21 protein-coding genes are annotated in these 22156 nt (G+C 71.3%); 11 read left to right on the forward strand and 10 right to left on the reverse strand.

Features of this window, described 5'->3' with window-relative positions:
* The first annotated feature begins 264 nt into the window (after positions 1-264).
* Genes O7605_RS27920 through O7605_RS27930 form a run of 3 tightly spaced genes read left to right on the forward strand, consistent with a single transcriptional unit; the run spans position 265 to position 3543 of the window.
* Positions 265-972 carry a YcnI family copper-binding membrane protein gene (locus O7605_RS27920; protein WP_269741940.1) on the forward strand — a complete coding sequence of 236 codons (708 nt, stop codon included), beginning with the start codon at positions 265-267 and terminating at the stop codon, positions 970-972.
* 19 nt (positions 973-991) lie between these two features.
* Positions 992-2923: a copper resistance CopC/CopD family protein gene (locus tag O7605_RS27925; RefSeq protein ID WP_269741941.1), complete on the forward strand. Its 1932-nt coding sequence runs from the start codon at positions 992-994 to the stop codon at positions 2921-2923.
* Positions 2920-3543, forward strand: coding sequence for a DUF1775 domain-containing protein (locus O7605_RS27930; protein WP_164449125.1), 624 nt, complete (start codon positions 2920-2922; stop codon positions 3541-3543). The genes O7605_RS27925 and O7605_RS27930 overlap by 4 nt, the downstream gene beginning before the upstream one ends.
* A gap of 52 nt (positions 3544-3595) precedes the next feature.
* Here the strand turns inward: O7605_RS27930 and O7605_RS27935 are convergent, their stop codons facing one another.
* Positions 3596-4615 (reverse strand): hypothetical protein, encoded by a 1020-nt coding sequence (locus O7605_RS27935; protein ID WP_269741942.1) that lies wholly within the window; start codon positions 4613-4615, stop codon positions 3596-3598.
* A gap of 374 nt (positions 4616-4989) precedes the next feature.
* Between O7605_RS27935 and O7605_RS27940 the strand changes: the two genes are divergently transcribed.
* The 5 genes from O7605_RS27940 to O7605_RS27960 all read left to right on the forward strand — a co-directional run bounded on the left by O7605_RS27940 (position 4990) and on the right by O7605_RS27960 (position 10791).
* Positions 4990-6000 (forward strand): LacI family DNA-binding transcriptional regulator, encoded by a 1011-nt coding sequence (locus tag O7605_RS27940; RefSeq protein WP_269741943.1) that lies wholly within the window; start codon positions 4990-4992, stop codon positions 5998-6000.
* Positions 6001-6069: 69 nt separating this feature from the next.
* Positions 6070-7695 carry an FAD-dependent oxidoreductase gene (locus O7605_RS27945; protein WP_269741944.1) on the forward strand — a complete coding sequence of 542 codons (1626 nt, stop codon included), beginning with the start codon at positions 6070-6072 and terminating at the stop codon, positions 7693-7695.
* A gap of 16 nt (positions 7696-7711) precedes the next feature.
* The gene (locus tag O7605_RS27950) at positions 7712-8983 is read left to right on the forward strand and encodes an ABC transporter substrate-binding protein (protein WP_269741945.1); all 1272 of its coding nucleotides are present in this window, start codon (positions 7712-7714) and stop codon (positions 8981-8983) included.
* A 10-nt stretch (positions 8984-8993) separates the two neighbouring features.
* On the forward strand, positions 8994-9959 hold the full coding sequence (locus O7605_RS27955; protein ID WP_269741946.1) for a carbohydrate ABC transporter permease: 966 nt from the start codon (positions 8994-8996) through the stop codon (positions 9957-9959).
* The gene (locus O7605_RS27960) at positions 9949-10791 is read left to right on the forward strand and encodes a carbohydrate ABC transporter permease (protein ID WP_269741947.1); all 843 of its coding nucleotides are present in this window, start codon (positions 9949-9951) and stop codon (positions 10789-10791) included. Before O7605_RS27955 ends, O7605_RS27960 begins: the two co-directional genes overlap by 11 nt.
* A gap of 79 nt (positions 10792-10870) precedes the next feature.
* On the opposite strand, the gene katG is transcribed toward O7605_RS27960, so the two are convergent.
* The 3 genes from katG to O7605_RS27975 are packed head-to-tail and all read right to left on the reverse strand — an operon-like array spanning position 10871 to position 15458.
* Positions 10871-13147: a catalase/peroxidase HPI gene (katG, locus tag O7605_RS27965; RefSeq protein WP_269741948.1), complete on the reverse strand. Its 2277-nt coding sequence runs from the start codon at positions 13145-13147 to the stop codon at positions 10871-10873.
* Complete coding sequence (locus tag O7605_RS27970) at positions 13144-13599, reverse strand: Fur family transcriptional regulator (RefSeq protein ID WP_269741949.1); 456 nt, start codon at positions 13597-13599, stop codon at positions 13144-13146. Before O7605_RS27970 ends, katG begins: the two co-directional genes overlap by 4 nt.
* 50 nt (positions 13600-13649) lie before the next feature.
* Positions 13650-15458, reverse strand: coding sequence for a serine/threonine-protein kinase (locus O7605_RS27975; protein ID WP_269741950.1), 1809 nt, complete (start codon positions 15456-15458; stop codon positions 13650-13652).
* Positions 15459-15695: 237 nt separating this feature from the next.
* On the opposite strand from O7605_RS27975, the gene O7605_RS27980 reads away from it, so the two are divergent.
* On the forward strand, positions 15696-16127 hold the full coding sequence (locus tag O7605_RS27980) for a hypothetical protein (protein WP_269741951.1): 432 nt from the start codon (positions 15696-15698) through the stop codon (positions 16125-16127).
* A 60-nt stretch (positions 16128-16187) separates the two neighbouring features.
* Here the strand turns inward: O7605_RS27980 and O7605_RS27985 are convergent, their stop codons facing one another.
* Both O7605_RS27985 and O7605_RS27990 read right to left on the reverse strand, forming a co-directional pair.
* On the reverse strand, positions 16188-17012 hold the full coding sequence (locus tag O7605_RS27985; RefSeq protein WP_269741952.1) for an SAM-dependent methyltransferase: 825 nt from the start codon (positions 17010-17012) through the stop codon (positions 16188-16190).
* Between the two features lie 146 nt (positions 17013-17158).
* A complete protein-coding gene (locus tag O7605_RS27990; protein ID WP_269741954.1) occupies positions 17159-17884 on the reverse strand; it encodes a DNA alkylation repair protein in 726 nt (241 codons plus the stop codon).
* Between the two features lie 146 nt (positions 17885-18030).
* Between O7605_RS27990 and O7605_RS27995 the strand changes: the two genes are divergently transcribed.
* Positions 18031-18495 (forward strand): DUF4259 domain-containing protein, encoded by a 465-nt coding sequence (locus O7605_RS27995; RefSeq protein ID WP_269741955.1) that lies wholly within the window; start codon positions 18031-18033, stop codon positions 18493-18495.
* A 41-nt stretch (positions 18496-18536) separates the two neighbouring features.
* Here O7605_RS27995 and O7605_RS28000 read toward each other — a convergent pair whose 3' ends face one another.
* Together O7605_RS28000 and O7605_RS28005 are read right to left on the reverse strand one after the other, a co-directional pair.
* Positions 18537-19046: an HAD domain-containing protein gene (locus O7605_RS28000; RefSeq protein WP_269741956.1), complete on the reverse strand. Its 510-nt coding sequence runs from the start codon at positions 19044-19046 to the stop codon at positions 18537-18539.
* 16 nt (positions 19047-19062) lie between these two features.
* The gene (locus tag O7605_RS28005; protein ID WP_269741957.1) at positions 19063-19329 is read right to left on the reverse strand and encodes a helix-turn-helix domain-containing protein; all 267 of its coding nucleotides are present in this window, start codon (positions 19327-19329) and stop codon (positions 19063-19065) included.
* A gap of 79 nt (positions 19330-19408) precedes the next feature.
* Between O7605_RS28005 and map the strand changes: the two genes are divergently transcribed.
* Positions 19409-20227, forward strand: a complete 819-nt coding sequence (gene map, locus O7605_RS28010; protein WP_269741958.1) for a type I methionyl aminopeptidase — start codon at positions 19409-19411, stop codon at positions 20225-20227.
* Between the two features lie 62 nt (positions 20228-20289).
* On the opposite strand, the gene O7605_RS28015 is transcribed toward map, so the two are convergent.
* Both O7605_RS28015 and O7605_RS28020 read right to left on the reverse strand, forming a co-directional pair.
* The gene (locus tag O7605_RS28015; RefSeq protein WP_269741959.1) at positions 20290-21000 is read right to left on the reverse strand and encodes a VOC family protein; all 711 of its coding nucleotides are present in this window, start codon (positions 20998-21000) and stop codon (positions 20290-20292) included.
* Between the two features lie 174 nt (positions 21001-21174).
* Positions 21175-21948, reverse strand: a complete 774-nt coding sequence (locus O7605_RS28020; RefSeq protein ID WP_269741960.1) for a hypothetical protein — start codon at positions 21946-21948, stop codon at positions 21175-21177.
* Between the last annotated feature and the right edge of the window lie 208 nt (positions 21949-22156).

Genomic DNA, 22156 nt, shown 5'->3' on the forward strand with positions numbered 1-22156 from the left:
GGGCCACGGCGGCGGACATGCCGCCGTGGCCGGTGAGGTGGTTCCGGTGGCGGCCACTGCCCGCTGAGGGCGGTGGCCGCCACCGGCCTGTCCGCGATCCGGCCGGCCCGGAGGCGACCCGACTCGGCACGCCCTGCCGGGCACGAGCGTCGCCCGAATCGCGAAAAAGTGGGCGTGGTCGGGAACTTCGGACGACCCGCGACCGACCACTTGACCGTGACGTGCCGCGCAGGTCGCGGACCACCCTCCGGAAAGGTTGTTGCAATGATGGTTCTCAGACGTCGCAGGCTCGCGCAGGCCGGCGCCCTCGGAGTCTTCACCGCCACGGCGGTGGCGCTCACCGGAGCACCGGCCGCCGCGCACGTCACGGTCAGCCCGTCGGTCACCACCGCGGGTTCCTACACCGTCCTGACGTTCGGTGTGCCGCACGGCTGCGACACGTCGGCCACCACGAAGGTGTCCATCAAGATCCCGGAGCAGATCGTCTCGGTCACCCCGACGATCAACTCGAACTGGACCGTGCAGAAGGTGATGGCCGAGCTGAACCCGCCGGTCAAGGACAGCCACGGCAACGAGATCACGCAGCGGGTCACCGAGGTGGTCTACACCGCGAAGACGCCGCTGCCGGCCGACCTGCGGGACACCTTCGAGCTGTCGTTGAAACTGCCGGACGCTGCCGGCGAGACGCTGGCCTTCCCGGCCGTGCAGACCTGCGAGCAGGGCGAGACGCCGTGGGTGGAGATGCCCGCCGCCGGTCAGGACGCCGATGAGCTGGAGCACCCGGCACCGACGTTCGTGCTGACCGCGAAGGCCGACGCCGACGCCGAGGAGGCGGCCGTGCAGCCGGTGTCGCAGACCACCGAGGAGCCGGCTGGCGGCACCGGTGTCGTCGGTTGGATCGCCCTGGTGCTCGGTGCCCTGGGCCTGGTGGCCGGCGGGCTGGCGCTGCTGCGTACCCGCAAGGCCGGCTGACGGGCGGACGACCTTGCGGGTGAGATCGCGCGGCACCCGGGCGGCAGCGCGATCGGTGCCGGGTGGGTGGGCGCGGCGGGCGTGTGCCGCCGCGCTCGCCGCCCTGCTCGGCCTGCTGGCTGCCGTTGCCCCGGCAGCACCGGCGGCCGCTCATGCGGTGCTGGTGGGCACCGACCCGGCCGACGGAGCGGTGCTGACGACCGCCCCGGCCGAGGTCACGCTGACCTTCAACGAACCGGTGACGGTGCGTGCGGGTGGGGTCAGGCTGCTCGACGCGGCCGGCGAGGAACTGTCCACCGACAGCCGGTCGGTGGACACCACGGTGGTCCTGACCGTCCCACCGGACCTCGCCGGTGGCACCTACATCGTCGCGTTCCGGGTGATCTCGGCGGACAGCCATCCCGTGTCCGGCGGGTTCAGTTTCGCCGTCGGAGCGCCGAGCAGTGCGGCGGTAGCGGTACCGGAGAGTCGTCCGACCCGCGCACTGGATCTGCTGCGCCAAGGGGCCGAGGCGGCGGCCTATCTGGGCCTGCTGGTCGGTGCGGGCCTGCTGGTCTTCCTCCTCGTCCTGCTCCGCGCGGAGGCACCGGTGCTGCGACGTCGGCTGCTGCGGCTCGCCGGCTGGTCGGCGGGCCTGACCGTGCTTGCCCGGCTGGTGCTGGTGCCGGCCGTCCCCGCCTGGCAGGACGGGCGCGGGCTGACCGGCATCGTCGACGCGGCCCAGTGGCTGACCGGTCTACGGTCGGAGGAGGCACTGAGTTCGGTGCTGGTCGTCCTCGGGCTGGGCGCCGCGCTGTGGGCCACGGCGACGGTTGGCGCACCGGCGATCCGGCAGTCCGCCGCCGCAGCCGCCGGGATAAGGGCGCATCCCGAGCCCGCCGCCGCAGCCGCCGCGACGCCGACAGCCCAGGGGCGCACAACCGCCGCGACACCACTGCCGGAGTCCGGCGCGGTCGGGACACCCCCGCTGCCGGAGAGTGCGGCCACCGAGGCGAGGACGGACGTGGACGCCGCCATCGCTGTCGGCCAGCCGGCCCGCCGCGCCGCGCTGACCGCCCTGGCCTTCGCCGGTGTCGCCCTTGCCTGGGGGGCGGTCGTCCTGGTCGGGCACACCCGCACCTACGGCCCGGCCTGGCTCGTCGTTCCGGCCGACATCCTGCACGTCAGCACCGCCGGGGTGTGGCTCGCCGGGTTGGTGGCGCTGCCCTGGACGCTGAGCCGGTCGGCCGACCTGAGGGCGGGCGCGGCGGTCCGGACGGTGTCCGCGTTCTCCCGCACCGCCGCCGTCCTGGTCGGCCTGCTCGGTGCCGCCGGCCTGCTGCTCGCGTGGCGCATCCTGCGGTCCTGGGAGGCACTGTGGGCCACCTCGTACGGTCTGGCCCTGCTCACCAAGGTCGCGCTCACCGTCGTGGTCCTCGTCGTCGCCGCCCACAACCGGTTCCGCCTGGTTCCCCGCGTCGTCGCCGCCGATTCTGACGACGGCCCCGCCGTGGCGTGGCGGCTGCTGCGTCGTACCGTCCGGGTGGAGGCGGCGCTGTTGGTCGGTGTCGTCATCGCCACCGGATTCCTGGTCACACAGAGCCCGGTCACCGAGCCCACGCCCCGGTCGGCGCCGCAAGCCACTGCCGGTCCGATCGTGGTGGAGGCGCCGCTCGGCTCCGGTCGCGCGGTCGCCCGGTTCACCCCCGGAGAGGTAGGAGTGAACGCGATGGAGCTCGAACTCGTCGACGCCGCCGGTCAACCCGTGGTCCCGGTGGCGGACCCGACGCTGACGGTCCTGCTGCCGGCGATGGACATCGGCCCGCTGGAGCGGACGTTGGCCACGACCGGCCCGGGCCGGTACGAGGCCGTCGTCGACCTGCCCCTCGCCGGCTCGTGGGTGGTGCAGGCCAGCGTGCGGACCTCGAAGTACGAGAATCCGATCGCCCGGTTCACGGTGGACGTGCGATGAGCCCACGGCGATGGATCGGGATGGCGGGCCTGGTGGTGGCCGGCTCCATCGGGTACCTGGTGCTCGGCGCCGTACCTGCCGCCGCCCATGTCGAGGTCGCGAGCGCGCAGCCGAACGGTGACGGTACGACAACGCTGACGTTCAGCTTCGACCACAGCTGCGACGACTCCCCAACCACCGAACTGGTCGTCGCCCTGCCGGACGGGGTGACCGCGTCCGGCACCGTGCCACCGGAGGGCTGGACCGCCACGGTCGCCGGTCAGCGAGTCACCTTCACCGGACCCGGCCGGGAGACCGCCGAGGTGGGCGTGACCACCCGGATCGTGGCCCGGGCCGGGGACACCCTCACCTTCCCGGTACTACAGCGGTGCGCCGACGGTGGTTCGTACGACTGGATCGACATCACCGCCGACAGTGAGCATCCGGCACCCCGGTTGATCGCGACCAACGCCGTGCTCGCCGAGCAGCCGCAGGTGCCTGCCGCGCCGCCGGACGCGGCGGCCGGCGGCACGGAGCCGACCCAGGGTGGTGGCGCCACCCTGGGTCAGGCGTCAGCCGTGGTCGTCACCTTCGTCGCCGCCGCGGCGCTCGCCGGTTTCGTCACCGTCCGGCGGTGGTGACCGTCCGGCAACGGGCCAGGACCACCGGTACGGGGCGACCTCCGCGCACCGCTCAGACGGCGCGGGCGATGCAGATGCGGGCGTCCAGCCGAGGGCCGGCCTCGTAGATCATGTACGAGACGCCACCGTCGGTGCCGAAGGCCGGCGCGGCGACCCGACCGTTGTCGGAGGCGATCGGGGCGTGGAAGACCCCGAGGTGCACCTCCCGGTCGAAGTTGTTGCCGACCTCGGTGAGCCGGATCCGTCCATCGTTGCCGTGGTAGGCGACGTAGCTGGTGCCGTTGCGTTTGAGCAGGTGCGGGCTGGAGATGTCGGTCAGCCCGTCGCCGGCCGGCGAGATCAGCGGGTTCGGGGCGAACTGCCACTGGTCCCAGCCATTGGGTGACCATCCCCAGAAGATCTTGCGGGTGCCGGGGCCGACGGTGTGCGCGCCCATGAAGAGCATGACGTACTTGTTGTTCTTCCCGGCGACGGTGTGTTCGAAGACCCGGGCGTACGAGGTCTCGGTGGTGTTCGGCACCAGCCGGGTGCTCAGGATCGGCGTCTCGTCGGTGAAGGTGATGCCGTCGCGGGAGCGGGCCACCCGGGTGGTGAAGTTCTCCCCGTGGAAGTAGAGAAAGAACTCCCTGGTGGAGGCGTTCCACACCACGTGCGGTGAGGAGACGTGGCTGACCGTGGTGGTGGGCAGCACCCGGTCGACGATCGGGTTGGCGGGGTGCTCGGTGTAGGGGCCTTCGAGCCGGTCGGCGTAGGCCAGGCAGATGCCGCCGGGCGCGTCGTGCGGGGCGTAGTAGAGGTAGTACCGCCCCCGAGCGCCGGAGATCTTGTCGTAGACCCCGCGTACGCAGGGAAAGATCGTCTCACCGGTGGGGTTGTAGCGCAGCGGCCCGGCGAACGCGTCGCGGACGTACCGGTAGCTGGGGAAACCGGCCGGGCCGGCGAGGGCGGGAGCGGCGGCGAGGGTGCCGCCGAGCGCGGTACCGGCGGCCGTGGCGGTGCCGATGAGGGCGGCTCCGCGCAGCAGGCCACGGCGGGTCACCGGGGCGGGTCGGGGTACGGACCGCTCGTGCATGCGGGTCTCCGATCGTGAGTAGGACGCTCGTCGATGGCGGAGCTGGGATGGTGCGGGACCGTCGCTGCCGGCTGGAACGCGGCGGAACGGGTGGGGTGGCAGGCGTGGACTCCGGTCGCCGCAACGACTGCCGGTGACCGTGCGTGATATCGGGCTCCATGAGGGAGCAAGCCTTGTGATCGATGAGTCTGCGGTCGGCGACGAGCCGAGTCAAGGCGCTAATACGAATTATCACGACGATTATCCGGAGAGATTTCCGACGACAAGGGGTTGACGGCAGGCGGTGGCGGGTCGCAGGATTTCACACCAACGTAGCTAATGCGTATTAGCGCAGAAACGATTGGACACGGAAAGTGACCGGATCGCGCAGGCGGGTGACCCAGCAGGACATCGCCCGGATGACCGGCGTCAGCCAGGCGACGGTCTCGCTGGTGCTCAACGGCCGCGACGACGGCAGCGTCCGGATCGCCCCGGAGACCCGGGAACGGGTGCTGGGCGCCATCCGGGCCACCGGGTACGTCGCCGACCCGGTGGCCCGGCGGCTCGCCGCCCGGCACAACCGGATCCTCGGCGTCTTCACCTACGAGCCGGTCTTCCCGGCCGGCACCGGCGACTTCTACCACCCGTTCCTGGTCGGTATCGAGGAGTCCGCCGAGCGCCTCGGCTGCGACCTGCTGCTGCTCACCAGCGCCCCGGTCACCGACGGCCGGCGGCGAATCTTCCACGACGACAACCGGCTTCGGCTGGCCGACGGCTGCGTCCTGCTCGGTCGCTCGCTGGACCGCGACGAGCTGGGCCGGCTGGTCGCCGAAGGGCACCCGTTCGTCTCCGTCGGCCGACGCGACGACGCGGGCGGACCGGTGCCGTACGTCGGCGCGGACTACGCCGCCGCCACCGCCGACGTGGTCCGGCGTGCCCTCGACGCCGGCCACACCAGGCTGGCGTACCTCGGCCAGGGCGCCGGCCCGGAATCGCACACCGACCGGTTCGCCGGGTACCGGGCCGCCCTCGACGCGGCCGGGCTGCCGACCCGGCACGAAACCACCGACCGCTCCCCCGCCGACCTGCTCGACGCGCTGCTCGACGCCGGAGTCACCGCCGTGGTGGTCGAGGAGTACGCCGACGGTGTCGCGCTGGCCACCGTCGCCGCCGAGCGCGGCCGGACCGTGCCCGCCGACCTGTCCATCCTCGCCCTGGGCGACCCGACCCGGCCGACCACCAGCGACCGGGAGTTCACCGGCTTCCGGATTCCCCGCCGCGAGATGGGTTGGCAGGCCGTCGAGGTGCTCACCGGGCTGCTCGCCGGGGTTGCCGGCACGGTGACCCAGCGGCTGCTGCCGTGCCAGCCGGTCGACGGCGTCACCCTCCTGCCGCCCCGGCACTGACCAGCTCACCCCGGTCGCCCCGCCGGGCGACCCCTGGACCGTTCCATGAGAGGACCGACCGTGCCCGAGATGCAGGCCGAAGTACTGATCGTCGGCGGTGGGCTCGGCGGCGTGGCCGCCGCCCTGGCCGCGCTGCGCGCCGGCCGCAGCGTGCTGCTGACCGAGGAGTACGACTGGCTCGGCGGGCAACTCACCAGCCAGGCCGTCCCGCCGGACGAGCACTCCTGGGTGGAGCACTTCGGCGTCACCGCCAGCTACCGGGCGCTGCGGGACGGCATCCGGGAGCACTACCGGCGCTGGTATCCGCTGACCGACCGGGCTCGGCGCACCACCGCGCTCAACCCCGGGGCCGGGCACGTCAGCCGGCTCTGCCACGAACCCCGGGTCGCGGTGGCGGTGCTGGAGGGCATGCTGGGGCCGTACCGGGGATCCGGGCGGCTGCGGGTGCTCCAGCCGTACCGGCCGGTGGCCGCCGACACCGACGGCGACCGGGTCACCGGTGTCACTGTGGCGCACCGGCGCACCGGCGAGCGGGTGCACCTGACCGCGCCGTACGTGCTGGACGCCACCGAGACCGGCGAGTTGCTGCCGTTGACCGGCACCGAGTACGTCACCGGCTTCGAGTCCCGGGCCGACACCGGCGAACCGAGCGCGCCGGAGCAGGCTCAGCCGACGAACATGCAGGCGGTGTCGGTGTGCTTCGCGGTCGACCACGTCGACGGTGACCACACCATCGACAGGCCGGCGGCGTACGACTTCTGGCGGGCGTACCGGCCGCCGTTCTGGGGCGACCGGATGCTGTCGTTCCGCTCCCCCAACCCGCGCACCCTGGCGATCTCCGAACGCAGCTTCACCCCCAACCCGGACGACGACCCGTGGCTGGTCCAGGCCGACCAGCGGGTCAACCCCGGCGACGGGAACCTGTGGACATTCCGCCGGATCGCCGCCCGGCGCAACTTCGCCCCCGGCGCGTACGACAGCGACATCTGCCTGGTCAACTGGCCGATGCTCGACTACTTCGAGCAGCCGGTGATCGACGTACCCGATCCGGACGCGCGGATCGGGGCGGCCCGGGAACTGTCCCTGTCGGTGCTCTACTGGCTGCAGACCGAGGCCCCCCGCGCCGACGGCGGCACCGGCTTTCCCAGCCTGCGGCTGCGCGGCGACGTCACCGGCAACGGCACCGCCGCCACCGGTGGCGACGTCACCCACAGCGGGCTGGCCCAGGCGCCCTACATCCGGGAGTCGCGCCGCATCCGCGCCGAGTACACCGTCGTCGAGCAGGACCTCTCCCTGGAGATCCGGGGCGACAAGGGCGCGGTCAGCTACGCCGACTCGGTCGGGGTCGGCATGTACCGCATCGACCTGCACCCCTCCACCGGCGGCGACAACTACATCGACGTGGCCTCCTGCCCCTTCGAGATCCCGCTCGGCGCCCTGATTCCCCGCCGGGTGGAGAACCTGCTGCCCGCCGGCAAGAACATCGGCACCACGCACATCACCAACGGCTCCTACCGCCTGCACCCCGTGGAGTGGAACGTCGGCGAGGTCGCCGGCCTGCTCGCGGACTTCTGCCTGGCCAGGCGGGTCACCCCCCGCGCGGTGCGCTACACCCCCGGCCTGCTGGCCGACTTCCAGAACCGCCTCGCCGATTCCGGTGTCGAGCTGCGCTGGCCCGACATCGCCGGCTACTGAGGAAGGACATAACCTGATGAGGAACCGGTTGACGGCCGTCGTCGCGCTCACCGCGCTGCTCGGCCTGACCGCCTGCGGCGGCGACTCCGCCGAGTCCGACGGCCCGGTCACGCTGCGGATGACCACCTGGTCGGCGAACGAGGCCCACCTGAAGCTGTTCAACGAGATCGCCGCCGAGTACACCGCGACGAATCCGGACATCGCCGGGATCACCTTCGACCCGATCCCGTTCGAGAGCTACACCACCACCCTGACCACCCAGATCGCCGGCGGCAACCCGCCCGACCTGGCCTGGGTGCTGGAGAACTCCGCGCCCGACTTCGTCACCTCCGGCGCGCTGGTGCCGCTTGACGACACCCTCAAGGGCACCGAGGGGTACGGCTTCGACGAGCTCGCCCCGGCCGCGACGAAGCTGTGGCAGGCCGACGGCAAGCTGTACGCGTACCCCTTCTCCACCTCCCCGTTCGGGGTGTTCGTCAACACCGACCTGGTGAAGTCCGCCGGCGCGCAGCGCCCCGCCGAGCTGATCGCCGCCGGCCAGTGGACCTGGCAGAACGCGCTGACCACGGCGAAGGCGGTGCAGGCGGAGACCGGCAAGGCAGGTCTGGTGGTCCGCGACTTCGACTACAAGGGTTGGGACTTCCTGTCCACCGTCTGGACCGGTTGGGGTGCGCAGGCGTGGAGCGAGGACGGCCGCACCTGCGGCTTCAACTCGGCCGAAATGGTCGAGGCGATGACCGTCCTGCACCGGGGAATCTTCGTCGACAAGGCGCTGCCGGGCCCGGGTACCACCGCCGACTTCTTCGCCGGCGACGCCGGCATGACCATCACCCAGATCTCCCGCGCGTCCCTGCTGGAGGGGCAGAAGTTCGGCTGGGACCTGGTGCCGCTGCCCGCCGGACCGAAGGGCGAGTACGCGGTGATCGGCCAGGGCGGTATGGGTGTGCTCAAGCAGGGCCGCAACGCCGAGGCTGCCACCGACTTCCTGGCGTACCTGACCAACCCGGCCAACTCGGCGAAGCTGGCGCAGTTCTTCCCGCCGCCGCGTACCTCGCTGCTCACCGCCGAGACCCTCGCCAAGACCAACCCGCTGCTGAGCCCGGAGCAGTTGCAGGAGGTGGTCATCGACGGAATCGCCGACGGGGTGGTCAAGCCCAGCCACACCGGCCAGGCCGAGCTGAACCAGGCGGTCCGGGCCGCGCTGGACCCGCTGTGGCGGCCGGACGCGGACGTGCGGGGCGTACTCGACGGCGTCTGCACCGCGATCAACCCGCTGCTGGCGAAGTAGGAACACTGTCATGTCGGTCCTGACCAGGGACACCGTGGGGCGGGCCGGTGGCCGGTCCGCCCCCGGCTCGGGCACCCCGCGTCGGCGGCGCGGCTGGTGGACGACCCGCCGCCGCGACCAACTCGCCGGGCTGCTCTTCGTCGCACCGCAACTCGCCGGCTCGGTGCTGTTCGTGCTGATTCCGCTCGGGTTGGTCGTCTGGTACAGCCTGCACGAGTGGAACGTGCTCGCCGGCACCTTCGAGTTCGTCGGCGCGGGCAACTACCAGGCCATGGCCGACGACCCGAACCTGCCGTCGGTGCTGCGGGTCACCGCGCTGTTCTCGGTCGGCCTGGTGGCGTTCAACCTCAGCCTGGCCCTGCTCCTCGCGGTGCTGCTCAACCAGCGGCTACGCGGCACCGTCGTGTTCCGGACGTTGTTCTTCTCCCCGGTGGTCGTCTCGCTGGTCGCCTGGACGATCGTGTGGGGGTTCCTGCTCCAGGACAACGGCGGTGTCAACGGGGCGTTGGGTGTGGCCGGCGTGGACGGGCCGAACTGGCTGCGTGGCGACTGGACGGCACTGCTGTCGGTGATCGTGGTGCAGGTGGTCAAGAACGTCGGCCTGAACATGGTGCTGTTCCTGGCCGCCCTCCAGGGCGTGCCGGCGGAGCTGTACGAGGCGGCCCGGGTCGAGGGCGCCAACGCCTGGACCCGGTTCCGGCGGATCACCGTGCCGCTGATCAGCCCGACCATCCTGCTCACCTCGATCATCACGGTGGTCGGGTCGTTGCAGGTGTTCGCCCAGATCGCCGTGCTCACCCAGGGCGGGCCGGGCACCTCCACCACGGTGCTCGTCTACTACCTGTACCAGCGGGCCTTCCAGTTCCACCAGTTCGGCTACGGGGCCACGCTGTCGGTGCTGCTCTTCCTGATCGTGCTGGTGCTCACCGTCGTGCAGTGGCGGATGCGCAGGAAGTGGGTCTTCCATGAACAGTAGGCTCTCCGCACGGGCCAAGGTCGCGCTCTACGGCGCGCTCTGCCTGCTGGCCCTGCCGTTCGTCTTCCCCACCTGGTGGATGGTCACCTCTTCGGTGAAACCGGTAGGCGACATCTTCGCCTTCCCACCGTCGCTCATCCCGACCGAGGCCAGCCTCTCCGCGTACCGGCGGGTCTTCGAGCTGCAACCGTTCGCGCAGCAGTACCTCAACAGCGGGTACATCGCGGCCGTGGTCACCATCGGCACACTGGCGGTCTCGTCGCTGGCCGGGTACGCCTTCGCCCGGATCCGCTTTTGGGGTCAGCAGGTGCTGTTCGTGGTGGTGCTGGTCGGGCTGCTCATCCCCAGCGAGGTGACGATCGTCCCGCTGTTCCGCATGTTCAACTCGTGGGGCATGGTGGACACCCACTGGCCGCTGATCCTGGTGCCGATCCTCGGCGCGCCGAGCGTGCTGGCCACCTTCATCATGCGGCAGTTCTTCATCACCCTTCCCGCCGAGTTGGAGGAGGCGGCGCGGGTGGACGGGCTGGGCCGCTTCGCCACCTTCTGGCGCATCGCGTTGCCGCTGGCCCGTCCGGCGCTCGGCGCGGTGGCGATCTTCACCTTCCTGCACAGCTGGAATCTCTACCTGGAGCCGATCGTCTTCCTCTCCACACCGGAGAAGTTCACCCTGCCGCAGGCGCTGACCCAGTTCGTCGACGCCTACGGTGGGCCGATGTGGGACGTGCAGCTGTCAGCGGCGTCGATGACCGCCATCCCCATCCTGGTGATCTTCGTGATCGCGCAACGGCAGTTCATCGAGGGTCTGGCCCACACGGGCCTCAAGGGCTGACGCGGCCCTCGGACCTCAGCTGGGGCGAGCCCCGGGCGACCGTTGCTGATCGCCCGGGGCTCGTCGTGCGGATGTCGGATCAGGCGAGGTCGAACCGGTCCAGTTCCATCACCTTGGTCCAGGCGGCCACGAAGTCGGCCACGAACTTGCCACGGGCGTCGTCGCTGGCGTAGACCTCGGCGAGCGCCCGGAGCTGGGAGTTGGAGCCGAAGATGAGGTCGACCGCGGTCGCGGTCCACTTCACCTGGTCGGTGGTCACGTCACGGATCTCGTACGCGTGCTCCTGGTTCTCCGACGCCTTCCAGCGCGTGCCCGGGGAGAGCAGGTTGCGGAAGAAGTCGTTGGTGAGCACGCCGGGCCGGTCGGTGAGCACGCCGTGCCGGCTGTCGCCGACGTTGGCACCGAGGGACCGCAGGCCGCCGATCAGGACGGTCATCTCGGGCGCGGTCAGGTTCAGCATGTACGCCCGGTCGATCAGCAGCACCTCCGGCTGGGTCTTCTCGCCCGGACGCAGGTAGTTGCGGAACCCGTCGGCGCGCGGCTCCAGGACCCGGAACGACTCGATGTCGGTCTGCTCCTGGCTGGCGTCGGTGCGGCCCGGGTGGAACGGGACCGTGATCTCGACCCCGGCGTCACGCGCGGCCTTCTCCACGGCGGCCGAACCGGCCAGCACGATCAGGTCGGCGAGGGAGATCTTCGCCCCGCCCGCCGCGTTGAACTCCTGCTGGATGCCTTCGAGGACGCTCAGCACCGTCGCGAGCTGCTCCGGCTGGTTGACCTCCCAGCTGCGCTGCGGTTCGAGGCGGATCCGGGCGCCGTTGGCGCCGCCGCGCTTGTCGGTGTACCGGAAGCTCGCGGCCGAGGCCCAGGCGGTGCTGACCAGCTGGGCGGTGGTCAGGCCGGACTCCAGGACCTTCGCCTTCAGCGCCGCGATGTCGGCGTCACCGACCAGCTCGTGGTCGACGGCCGGCACCGGGTCCTGCCACAGCTGGGGCTCCGGCACCCACGGTCCGAGGAACCGGCTGACCGGGCCCATGTCGCGGTGCAGCAGCTTGAACCACGCCTTGGCGAAGGCCAGCGCGAACTCGTCCGGGTTCTCCAGGAACCGGCGGGAGATCTTCTCGTACGCCGGGTCGACGCGCAGCGACAGGTCGGTCGTGAGCATCGTGGGCTTGTGCTTCTTCGACGGGTCGTGGGCGTCCGGGATGATCGCCTCGGCGTCCTTGGCGACCCACTGCTTGGCGCCACCGGGGCTGGTGGTGAGTTCCCACTCGTAGCCGAAGAGGATCTCGAAGAAGCGGTTGCTCCACTGCGTCGGCCGGTCGGTCCAGGTGACCTCGAGGCCGCTGGTGATGGTGTCGGCGCCCTTGCCACTGCCGTACGTGCTCAGCCAGCCCAGGCCCTGCGACTCCAGCGGCGCACCCTCGGGCTCCGGACCCACGTGGTTGTCCGCGACACCGGCGCCGTGGGTCTTGCCGAAGGTGTGCCCACCGGCGATCAGCGCGACGGTCTCCTCGTCGTTCATCGCCATCCGGGCGAAGGTCTCCCGGATGAAGTGCGCCGCCGCGAGCGGGTCCGCGTTGCCACGCGGGCCCTCGGGGTTGACGTAGATCAGCCCCATCTCGGTCGCACCGACGCCCTGCGACATCTGCTTCTCGGAGACGTAGCGCTCGTCACCGAGCCAGGTGTCCTCCGGACCCCAGAAGATCTCCTCGGGCTCCCAGACGTCCTCGCGGCCGAAGCCGAATCCGAAGGTCTTGAAGCCCATCGACTCCAGCGCCACGTTGCCGGCGAGCACGAGCAGGTCGGCCCAGGAGATCTGCTGGCCGTACTTCTGCTTCACCGGCCACAGCAGGCGGCGGGCCTTGTCCAGGTTGGCGTTGTCCGGCCAGCTGTTGAGCGGGGCGAAGCGCTGACCGCCGTCACCGGCGCCACCGCGTCCGTCCTCGATGCGGTAGGTGCCCGCGGCGTGCCAGCTCATCCGGATCATGAGGCCGCCGTAGTGCCCGAAGTCGGCCGGCCACCAGTCCTGGGAGGTGGTGAGGACCTCGGTGATGTCCCGCTTGAGCGCCTCGACGTCGAGCTTGGCGAACTCCTTGGCGTAGCTGAAGTCCTCCCCCAGCGGGTTGCCCTTCGACGAGTGGGCGTGCAGCACCGAGAGGTCCAGTTGGTTGGGCCACCAGTCCCGGTTCGTCCGCGGGCGACCGCCGGTCTTCGGGGTCGGCGAGTCGATCGCCGGGTTCTCGCTCTCGCTTCCGTGGGCGGTCACCGAGTCGTGCGCGACCGGGCAGCCGGCCGCCGCCTTGGCGTCCACGCCCTGGGCGCTGGACGGGGCGTCGTGCTCTGCGTTGCTCAATGTGCTTCCTTCCGACCTGGCGGTTCACTTGTGGTGCGTGCGGTCGCGCAGTCGGGGCAGGTGCCCCAGTAGACGACCTCCGCCTCGTCGACCGCGAACCCGTGGTCGTCGGAGGCGGTCAGACAGGGGGCGTAGCCGACGGCGCAGTCCACGTCGGCGATCACACCGCAGGAGCGGCAGACGACATGATGGTGGTTGTCTCCCACCCGGGACTCGTAGCGGGCGATCGCCCCGGTGGGCTGGATGCGCCGCACCAGACCGGCGTCGGTGAGCGCCCGCAGCACATCGTAGATCGCTTGGTGGGACACGGTGGGGTGATCGGCACGGACCAGCCGGATCACGGTGTCGGTGTCGACGTGCGGGTGGTCGCGCAGTGCCGCGAGCACCGCCAGCCGGGGCCGCGTCACACGCAACGAGACCGCCCGCAGCTGCGCCTCGAAGTCGGCCGTCATGCCGACGAACCTACTCGACTCTTCTGGAATCAATCAAGTTTTGTGGTTGATCAGGAGTTCGTGTCGTCGGTGCCGCCGCCCTCGTCCGCCGCCGACGTGGTGGAGGTCACCGAGGTGGTGGGAGACGTCTGCGTGGGGGTGGGAGTCGTGGTCAGGGCGGGTTCCGTGGTCGGTGGTGGGGTCGGGTCCGGCGGAGGCGGGGTGGACGGCCGCTCCGTCGCCGCCGGACTCGACGTCGCCGAAGGGCTGGCTGTGGGGCTGACCGTGGGGCTGGCGGTCGCCGACGGGCGCGGCGTGGGCGGCGGAGCGGAGGTGGCCGGTGCGGAGGTGGCCGGTGCTGAGGTGGTCGGCGTGCCCGACGGCGTCGCCGACGGTACGTCCGACGGCTGAGCCTCGGGTCGACCCGATCCGCCGCCGCCGCCGTCCGGAGCCGGGCGGTCCCGTTCCGGCGTACCCGATCGGACCCGGGAGGTCTCCTCCGTCGATGCCGCCGGCTCGGCCGACGCGGAAGCCAGCACCGCTGTCCGGACGTGGGTGTCGGCATGTTCGCAGGCGACGCCCGCCAGGCTGAACCGCTCCGGTGTCTCGTGCCCACCGGACTCCACCCGGCCGTGCAGGGTCGCCGTCGCGTCCGTACCCGGTTCCGCCGGCGCGTTCAACCGGAGGGTGACCCGCTGCTCGTCGTGCGTCCAGGCAGCGCCGCGCACGTCGAGAAGGCGCTGACTGGCCGGCAGGGTGAAGCTCAGCGCCCGCTGCCCGGTCCCGGTTTGCCCGGTTCCCGTCACGCTGATCCGCGCCAGGAAGCGTCCGTCGGCCGCCTGCTGTGCCCGGTACTGCACGGTGCAGCCGGCCTCGGCGGCGGGTGGGTCGGCCGAGCCTTCCTCGGCGGCGAGCAGTCCGGGCAGGATCCCGGCCAGCGCGGCCGCCGCGGCGGCGGGGGCGGCGAACAGCAGCCCGCGCCGCCGCCGGACGACCGCCGACCGCCGGGCAGGTCCGTCGGCCGGCCTGGTGGGGCCGGCGACCGTGTGGGTGGGTACGGCTACCCGGCTGGCCACCGCGCCCGGCGCGGGCCGCACGGCCAGAGTCGCACCGGTCAGCGCCTCGGCGAGGTCGGCCGCTTCCGGACGCCGGTCCGGGTCGGCCGCCAGGCATCGACCGATCAGCTGCACATGCGAGGCGGACAGTCCCTCGACGGTGGGGACGGACACCGGTTCGTGCGGGGACCGCTGTGGTGCCTGCCCGGCGAGGCACTCGGTGAGGACGACGCCGAGCGCGAACACGTCGCCCGCCGGTACCGCCTCCGCTCCGGCGGTCAACTCCGGCGGCAGGTAGCTGGGGGTGCCCCAGAGCTGCCCGTCCGGCTCCGCCGGGTCGTCGCCCGCGCCGACCGCGATGCCGAAGTCGACCACCTTCACGCCACTCTCGGTCAGCATGATGTTTCCGGGCTTGACGTCCCGGTGCACGATGCCCTGCTCATGCGCGGCGGCGAGGGCCGCCGCCACCTGCTGACCGATCCGCAGCGTCTCGTCCGGCGGCAACGCACCGGCGGCCCGGAGGCGGGCGGCCAGCGTCGATCCGGCGACGAACTCCATCACCAGGAAAGGGGTGGGAGTCCGGGTCAGATGCCGCTGCTCACCGTAGTCGTAGACCCGGGCGACGCCGGGGTGGTCGAGCCGTGCCGCGGCCAGCGCCTCGCGGCGGATGCGGTCGCGGGCGGCGGGGTCGCCCAGCAACGGTGCCGACAGCAGCTTCACCGCGACGGTGCGCTGCAGGCGCAGGTCGTAGCCGCGCCAGACGGTGGCCATGCCGCCCCGGCCAACCGGTTCGTCGAGCCGGTAACGCCGCTGCAGGCATCGCACGAGCACAACCTCCCGCTCCGGTCGCGCACCCCAGCCGGGGTGTCCGGTCGGCGGATCCTGTCCGGTCACCGCCCCTGTCGACTAACGCGCTACCCCCGTCCGGAGGCGGGAAAACCCCTGGTCAATCGATTGAAGGAGGTCGACTCGGGATGTCATGCGACCGTCACACGTTCGCGCGGCGCTCGTCATCCCGCGGGGCATCTCTGAGCAGAGGCACCGTTTCGAGGAGGCGACGACATGAGCGACGTTCCGTACGGCGTCCGGCACGCAGCGCTCGCCACCGCGCTGGCAGCCGTGCTCGCCGTCACCGGCTGCGCCCCCGAGCCGGAGGCGGAACCACCACCACCATCCACCGGCACCAGCCCGCCGAACACCCTCGCCCAGGTCGACGTGGGTGACGCGCTGACCGTGACCGCGGCCGTGGATCGGGTCGTCGACGAGCGGGCGCTCGTCGTGCGGGACGTCGACCTGGCCGACCGCAGCCTGCTCGTGCTGACCCGGCAGCCCGTGGAGGCGACTCCGCCGCAGTTGCTCAGCGTCGAGGGAACCGTGGTCCGGTTCTCGTACCGCCGCCTCGCGGCCCGCCACCACCTGACCGACCCGGCGGCCTACCGCACGTTCGAAGGGCAGAAGGCACTGGTGGCCGGTCAGGTCACCGTGTGGCGGTGACGGCACCCGGGTCGGCGGCGGTCGTCGACGCGGACACCCGGAGGAGGCCCGAGCGCGGCATCACGGCTTGCGCGCGACGAGTCCGACGAAGGTGTGGTAGGTGTCGCTCTGCTCCGGCGCGGTCTCATCCGGGTCCGGTCGCCACGCGGCCACCGGGACCAGGCCCGGTTCCAGCAGTTCCAGGCCCTCGACGAAGGAGAGGATCTCCTCGTCGGTACGCCAACGACCGGTGCCGAGGGACTCGTTGAAGATGCGTTCGACCTCCCGCGCCTTGCGTGAGGCGTCGGGGTGCCGGTCACCGGGATCACGGAAGTGGGAGATCGTGACGTAGCTGCCCGACGGCAGGGCGTCGATCAACCTCGTCGCCACCGCCTTCGGGTCCTCGTCGTCCGTGAGGTGGTGCAGAATCGCGAAGAGCAACAGCCCGACGGGGCGGTCCAGATCCAGGAACCTGCGGACCTCCGGGTGTTCCAGGATGGCCTCCGGCGACCGGATGTCTGCCTGGACCACCGTCGCGGTTCCGGCGTCGGCCAGCAGCGCCCGACCGTGCGCCAGCACGATCGGGTCGTTGTCGATGTAGACCACCCGCGCCTGCGGGTCGTGGCGCAGGGCCACCTGGTGCACATTGCCCTGGGTGGGCAGACCGGAACCGAGATCGAGGAACTGGCCGATGCCCTGCTCGGTGAGGAAGCGCACCGCCCGACGCAGGAAGGCCCGATTCGCCTGGCCCGCCTGCGGGCCGTCCGGGGTGATCCGGAGCGCGTGCTCGGCGACGGCGCGGTCCACCGCGAAGTTGTCCTTGCCGCCGAGCATGTAGTCGTACACCCGGGCAATGCTCGGCACGCTCATGTCGACCCCAGCGGGTGCCACCTCTTCGTTCGCCACAGCTCGTCTCCTCGTCCACACCGGATCACGGTCGGCCGAACCGCTCGGGCCGTACGCCGTACCGCGGGCGGCCCGACGTCGTAGCGGGTTCGGTCGGCGTGCCGCCGCACCTGCTCCACATCCTGCGGCCGACGCCGCCGACCATCCTAAGTGGTCGCCTCGACGGCGCGCTCGCGCTGGTCGGTCTCGGCCTCGTGCTGTCGGCGCACCATCTCGGCGATCCAGGTGGGCGCGTACGGAGAGGTGCAGCCCGGTGAGGTCGGATAGTCCTTGAGCACGCCCAGACGTTCCCCGATGTCGATCGCGCGGGCGCGGTGCCCGGCATGCTCGATCCCGATCTGCGCCAGGCAGTGGTTCATCGCCCACTGCAGGCGCTCCGGGGCGTCCCCCATCTCCGCCTCGATGGCGTCGAGCAGCGCGGTGAGGTCGAGGCCCTCGGGTTTCGCGGCCACCCGGTCGGTGGTCAACGCCCATCCGGCGCTGGCGACGACCGGATCCGGATCGGCCAACCACGCCCGGCGCAACTGCTCGCTGTGCGGGCTCTTCCGCACCACGTAGTTCACCAGCCAGTCGTGCACCTTGGGTCGACGCGCCTCGCGCAGCATGGTGTCCAACTGGTCGCGCTCGAACGCCTTCGGGCGGCAGACCAGGATCGCCAGGAGTCGCGCCGCGGTGTCGCCCGTCTGCCACAGCTGCTCCGCGAGATCCTGCCGGGTCTTCAGCCGCTTCGCGAGGGCACGCAACGTGCTGAGATTCACCCCGTGATCGTCACCGTGCCGCTCGTTGGCCTCGCGTGTCCTCGGGTCTGCGAGCTCGGCCAGCTCCGCCATCACCTGCGCCACCGTCGTCCCGGTCAGCGTCGTCTCGGCCACCTCTGCCTCCTGTCCGTCAACCGTCAAGGCAGCGTACGACGAAGTGCACCCTGCGTGACTGCCCGCGTCCATGCGCCGGATCGCGGGGGTCGAAGCCTGTCGGTGGGCGGTGCCAGAATGCCGCGCAACCGATCATGGGAGGTTTCATGGGTGCCTGGGACAACGGACCGTTCGACAACGACACCGCCGCCGACTGGTGTGGCGACCTCGATAAAGCCGACGCCACCCAGCGTCCGGCGCTGGTCCGCAAGGCCCTGCACGAGGCCGCCGTCGAGCAGGACTACCTCGACGCCGACATCGCCTGCGAGGCTATTGCCGCAGCCGCGATCGTGGCCGCGCACCTGCCCGACGGGCAACCCATCAGCTCACCGTACGCGCCGGAGGTCCTCCGCAACGGCGGCCGACTCGACCTGCCCGCCGACCTGCCCGCGCTGGCCGCGAGCGCGCTCGACCGGATCATGTCCGCGAATTCCGAATGGCACGACCTGTGGCAGGAGGCATTCGCCGACGACGACAACCGGGCCTTCGACACCGTCCGCGAGCTGCGCCGGACACTGACGGCCCGATCCGGGACGGGTGGGTACGCGGTCGACCCGATCACGGCTCGGTGAGGTAGGACGGAGGGCCTCTCGGGACTCCGTGCGACCCGTGCTCACCTGGTCAGGGACGCCGCCCAGGTGAGCACGCGCTCGACGTCCGCCCGGGTCCAACCAGTCGCGGGATCGATCGACACGAGCAAGGTCGGTACCGAACGGGCAGCGGCCCACCGCCGACCGACGGCGGTGTGGTTGTCATCGAGCCACGCGGCCGGTCGATCGGCGGCCACGGCATCCACGGCCGGCACCTTGAGTTCAGGATCGAACGGCACCGGTGGGAAGCCGACCACCGGCAGCGGCGCGACTCCCAGCAGCGGCAGGTAGACCTCGTTGGCCGTCTCGCCCCAACCCGTTGCCCACCACAGCTCACCGGCGGCGGCCAGCTCCCGGATCCAGTCGGCGTGTGCCAGGCAGTACCGCTGCGGGTCTTCACCGTCGAAGAGGACGCGTTCCTGGTAGCCGTCAGGACAGGTCGGTGCCGCGAAGGGATTCAGTACACCGTCGAGGTCCAGGAAGACGACGGGTGCGTCGGGCCGTCCCGCGCGGTGGGGATTCAACGGACGCACGAGGTCGGAAGGGACCCTAGGACGCCTGGCGGACGGGCATGTCGGCCCGCCAGACCTCGGCCAGGTCGCTGAGGGGGACATCGAGGGCGTGGCTGAGGCAGACGACGGTGCCGAACGCCGGCGCGGGCAGGCGGCCCGCCTCGATCTTGCGGAGCGTCTCGGGCGAGATGCCGGCGGCCAGGGCCACCTCGACGAGACTGCGGCCGGCCCGGGCGGCTCGCAGGGCGGCGCCCAGGCGCTGCCCTGCGGCGATCTGCTCGGCGGTGAGTGGTTGGCGGACCATGCGAAGGAGGATAGCCCCTTCCGGGCGACCCCACCGTGGCGTGGTATAAAAATACCGACAGGAGGCGAGGGAGGCTTTCATGATCGAACTCAAGTCGGCCGAGGAAATCGAGCGGATGGCAGTGACCGGCCGGTTCGTCGGCGAGTTGCTCGCCGAGCTGAGCGGTGTCGCCGCGGTCGGCGTCAACCTGCTGGACCTTGAGCACCACGCTCGCCGTCGGATCGCCGAACGCGGTGCCGAGTCCTGCTACTGGGACTACGCCCCCTCGTTCGGCCGTGGTCCGTTCCGCAACGTGCTGTGTCTGTCGGTGAACGACGCCGTGCTGCACGGCCTCCCCCACGACTACGTCCTACGGGACGGCGATCTGCTCAGCATCGACATGGCGGTCGGCATCGACGGCTGGGTCGCCGACTCCGCGCTCTCCGTCATCGTCGGCACCCCGGACCCGGCCGACCTGAGGCTGATCGAGGCCACCGAGGTCGCGTTGGAGGCCGCCATCACCGCCGCCCAGCCCGGCGGCCGCCTGGGCGACATCTCCGCCGCGATCGGCGAGGTCGCCCACTCCTACGGCTACCGGGTCAACGGCGAGTTCGGCGGCCACGGCATCGGCCGCACCATGCACGAGGCCCCGCACGTGGCCAACAGTGGCCGCCCTCGTCGCGGCCTGAAGCTGGAGCCCGGCCTCACCATCGCCATCGAGCCCTGGCTCTGCAACTCCACCGACAAGATCAGGTATGACGAGGACGGTTGGACGATCCGGTCGGCCGACGGTTCCCGCACCGCACACTCCGAGCACACGGTCGCCATCACGGCCGCCGGCCCCCGGGTCCTGACTCGCCGCCCCGCCCACGGCACCGGCTCCACCGGCCCTGCCGCCAAGTCCGCCACCGCGTCCTGACCGCTTCCACCGCCGGACGGTCGCTGGGGCCGGCGTGTCGGCAGCGGCGCGTCGGGATCGGACTAACGACGCCTCATGACACGGAACTCGTTGCCGTCCGGGTCGGCCAGCATGACCGCGCCATCCTCGCCGGCCTCGATCCACGTGGCGCCGAGGGACAGCAGCCGGTCGACCTCCGACCGCTGATGACGGTCAGCCGACGGCGCCAGGTCGAAGCGCTGCCGGTTCCTCCCCTGCTTCGGTGCCACGGGTGGACCTCCCCAGGCGACCTTCGTGCCGCCGTCCGGCGCCTGTACGGCGGTCTCCTGATCCTGGTCCCACACCAGTGGCCAACCCAGCGCGGCGCTCCAGAAGAGGCCGACCTCCCGGGTGCCGTCGCAGGCTATCTCACCGAGAAGGCCGCAGCCGGCGAGGAACCTGTTGCCCGGCTCGATCACGCAGAACGCGTTGCCCTCGGGGTCGGCCAGGACGATGTGTCCCTCCTCCGGGCGCTGCCCTAGATCGACGTGGGTGGCACCGAGGGCGAGCGCGCTGGCCACCGTCTGCTGCTGGTCGGCCGGGCTGGCGCTGGTGAGGTGCAGGTGCACCCGGTTCTGCCCTACCCGCTCGGCGTGGCTCGCCACGAACCGGAGGCCGAGCTGCGTGTCAGTGCCGGGAAGAGACGCACCGCCGCCATCGTGGACGATCTGCCGGTCGAGCAGGCCGGCCCAGAACTGCGCCAAACGCATCGGTTGGTTCGCGTCGAAACACACGGCGACCAGCTGACAGGACATCGCATTCCCCGATCGTCGGCTCACCACCGTCGGCAGCTCGCCATCCGCCGCCGTTCGGGTGGAGCGTAAGGGAACTCGGTGCCGGGCGTCGCCGAATATTCGGCGACGCCCGACACGGTCTGTGCACGGGGTGATGGCGGGCCAGGACCCTCCGATCACGGCCCGCCGAACGGGTCAGCAGCCGAGGCGCCTGGTCGACAGGGCGATGTCGTCGATCCAGAGGTCGAACTCGCCCGGGGTGGTGCCGCCCTGGTAGAGCTGCCAACCGATCTTCACGGTGTTCACGTCCGGCAGGACGAACGGCACGTCGTTGCCACCGTGTTCGGTGGTGGAGGCGGTCAGTTCCGGGTTCGCCACCCCGTCGATCCACACCGCGACGCGATTGTCCGTCGGATCGAGGTGCCACTCGAAGCACTGCCAGGTGTCTTCGACCACTGGGGCGGACTCCCGCCAGTTCGTCCAGTCGCCGGTCGGCCCGCCGTCGGCACCGACGCCCCAGAAGATCCCGGGGACCGTCGGTGCGTACTGGCCGCCGATCGGACGGACAATCTCCGAGCTGCCGGTGCCGGTCGCCTCCACGAGGGTGAAGTGCGCCCAGTCGGGGCCGGTGGGAAATGCGTCGACGCGCAGCCGCATCCGGCCGTAGAAGCGGTTGCCGGGCGCGGCGAAGTCGTCGACGCGCAGGAAGGCGCGGCCGTTGTCGACCGTGTGGACGTGCAGTACCTGGTTGCCACGGCGGGCACGTTCGACGGTGAGCGTGCCGTTGCGCGTGTCGATGCCCCAGTCCAGGGTGCTGGCACCGCCGGGCGGCAGACGCTCGAAGTCCTCGCAGAAGAGCAGGTGTCGGGTGCAGGAGCCGCGATGGTTGGCGCCAGCTGCGTCGGACGGGACACTGCCGGCCGTGACGCCGATCAGCAGAGCGGTCAACCCGGCAAGAAGGTTGCGCATGTTTCCTCCATCGACTGCTTCCCCGCCACTTTCGACGTGGCGGGGCTACGGCGTGCAACGCCTCACCCGGTATCCGGGGCGAGGACGAACGCCCCAGTGACCGGGGCGACGTCCGAGACGCCTGTCTTCATTGCCCCATCCTTGGGAGCGTTCCCATATATAGCAGATATTCAATCTCTACGGGGCCCTGGTCTCCGCCGGGCAGGAG

This window comes from Verrucosispora sp. WMMA2121 (assembly GCF_027460185.1).
GTDB classification, from domain to species: domain Bacteria; phylum Actinomycetota; class Actinomycetes; order Mycobacteriales; family Micromonosporaceae; genus Micromonospora; species Micromonospora palythoicola.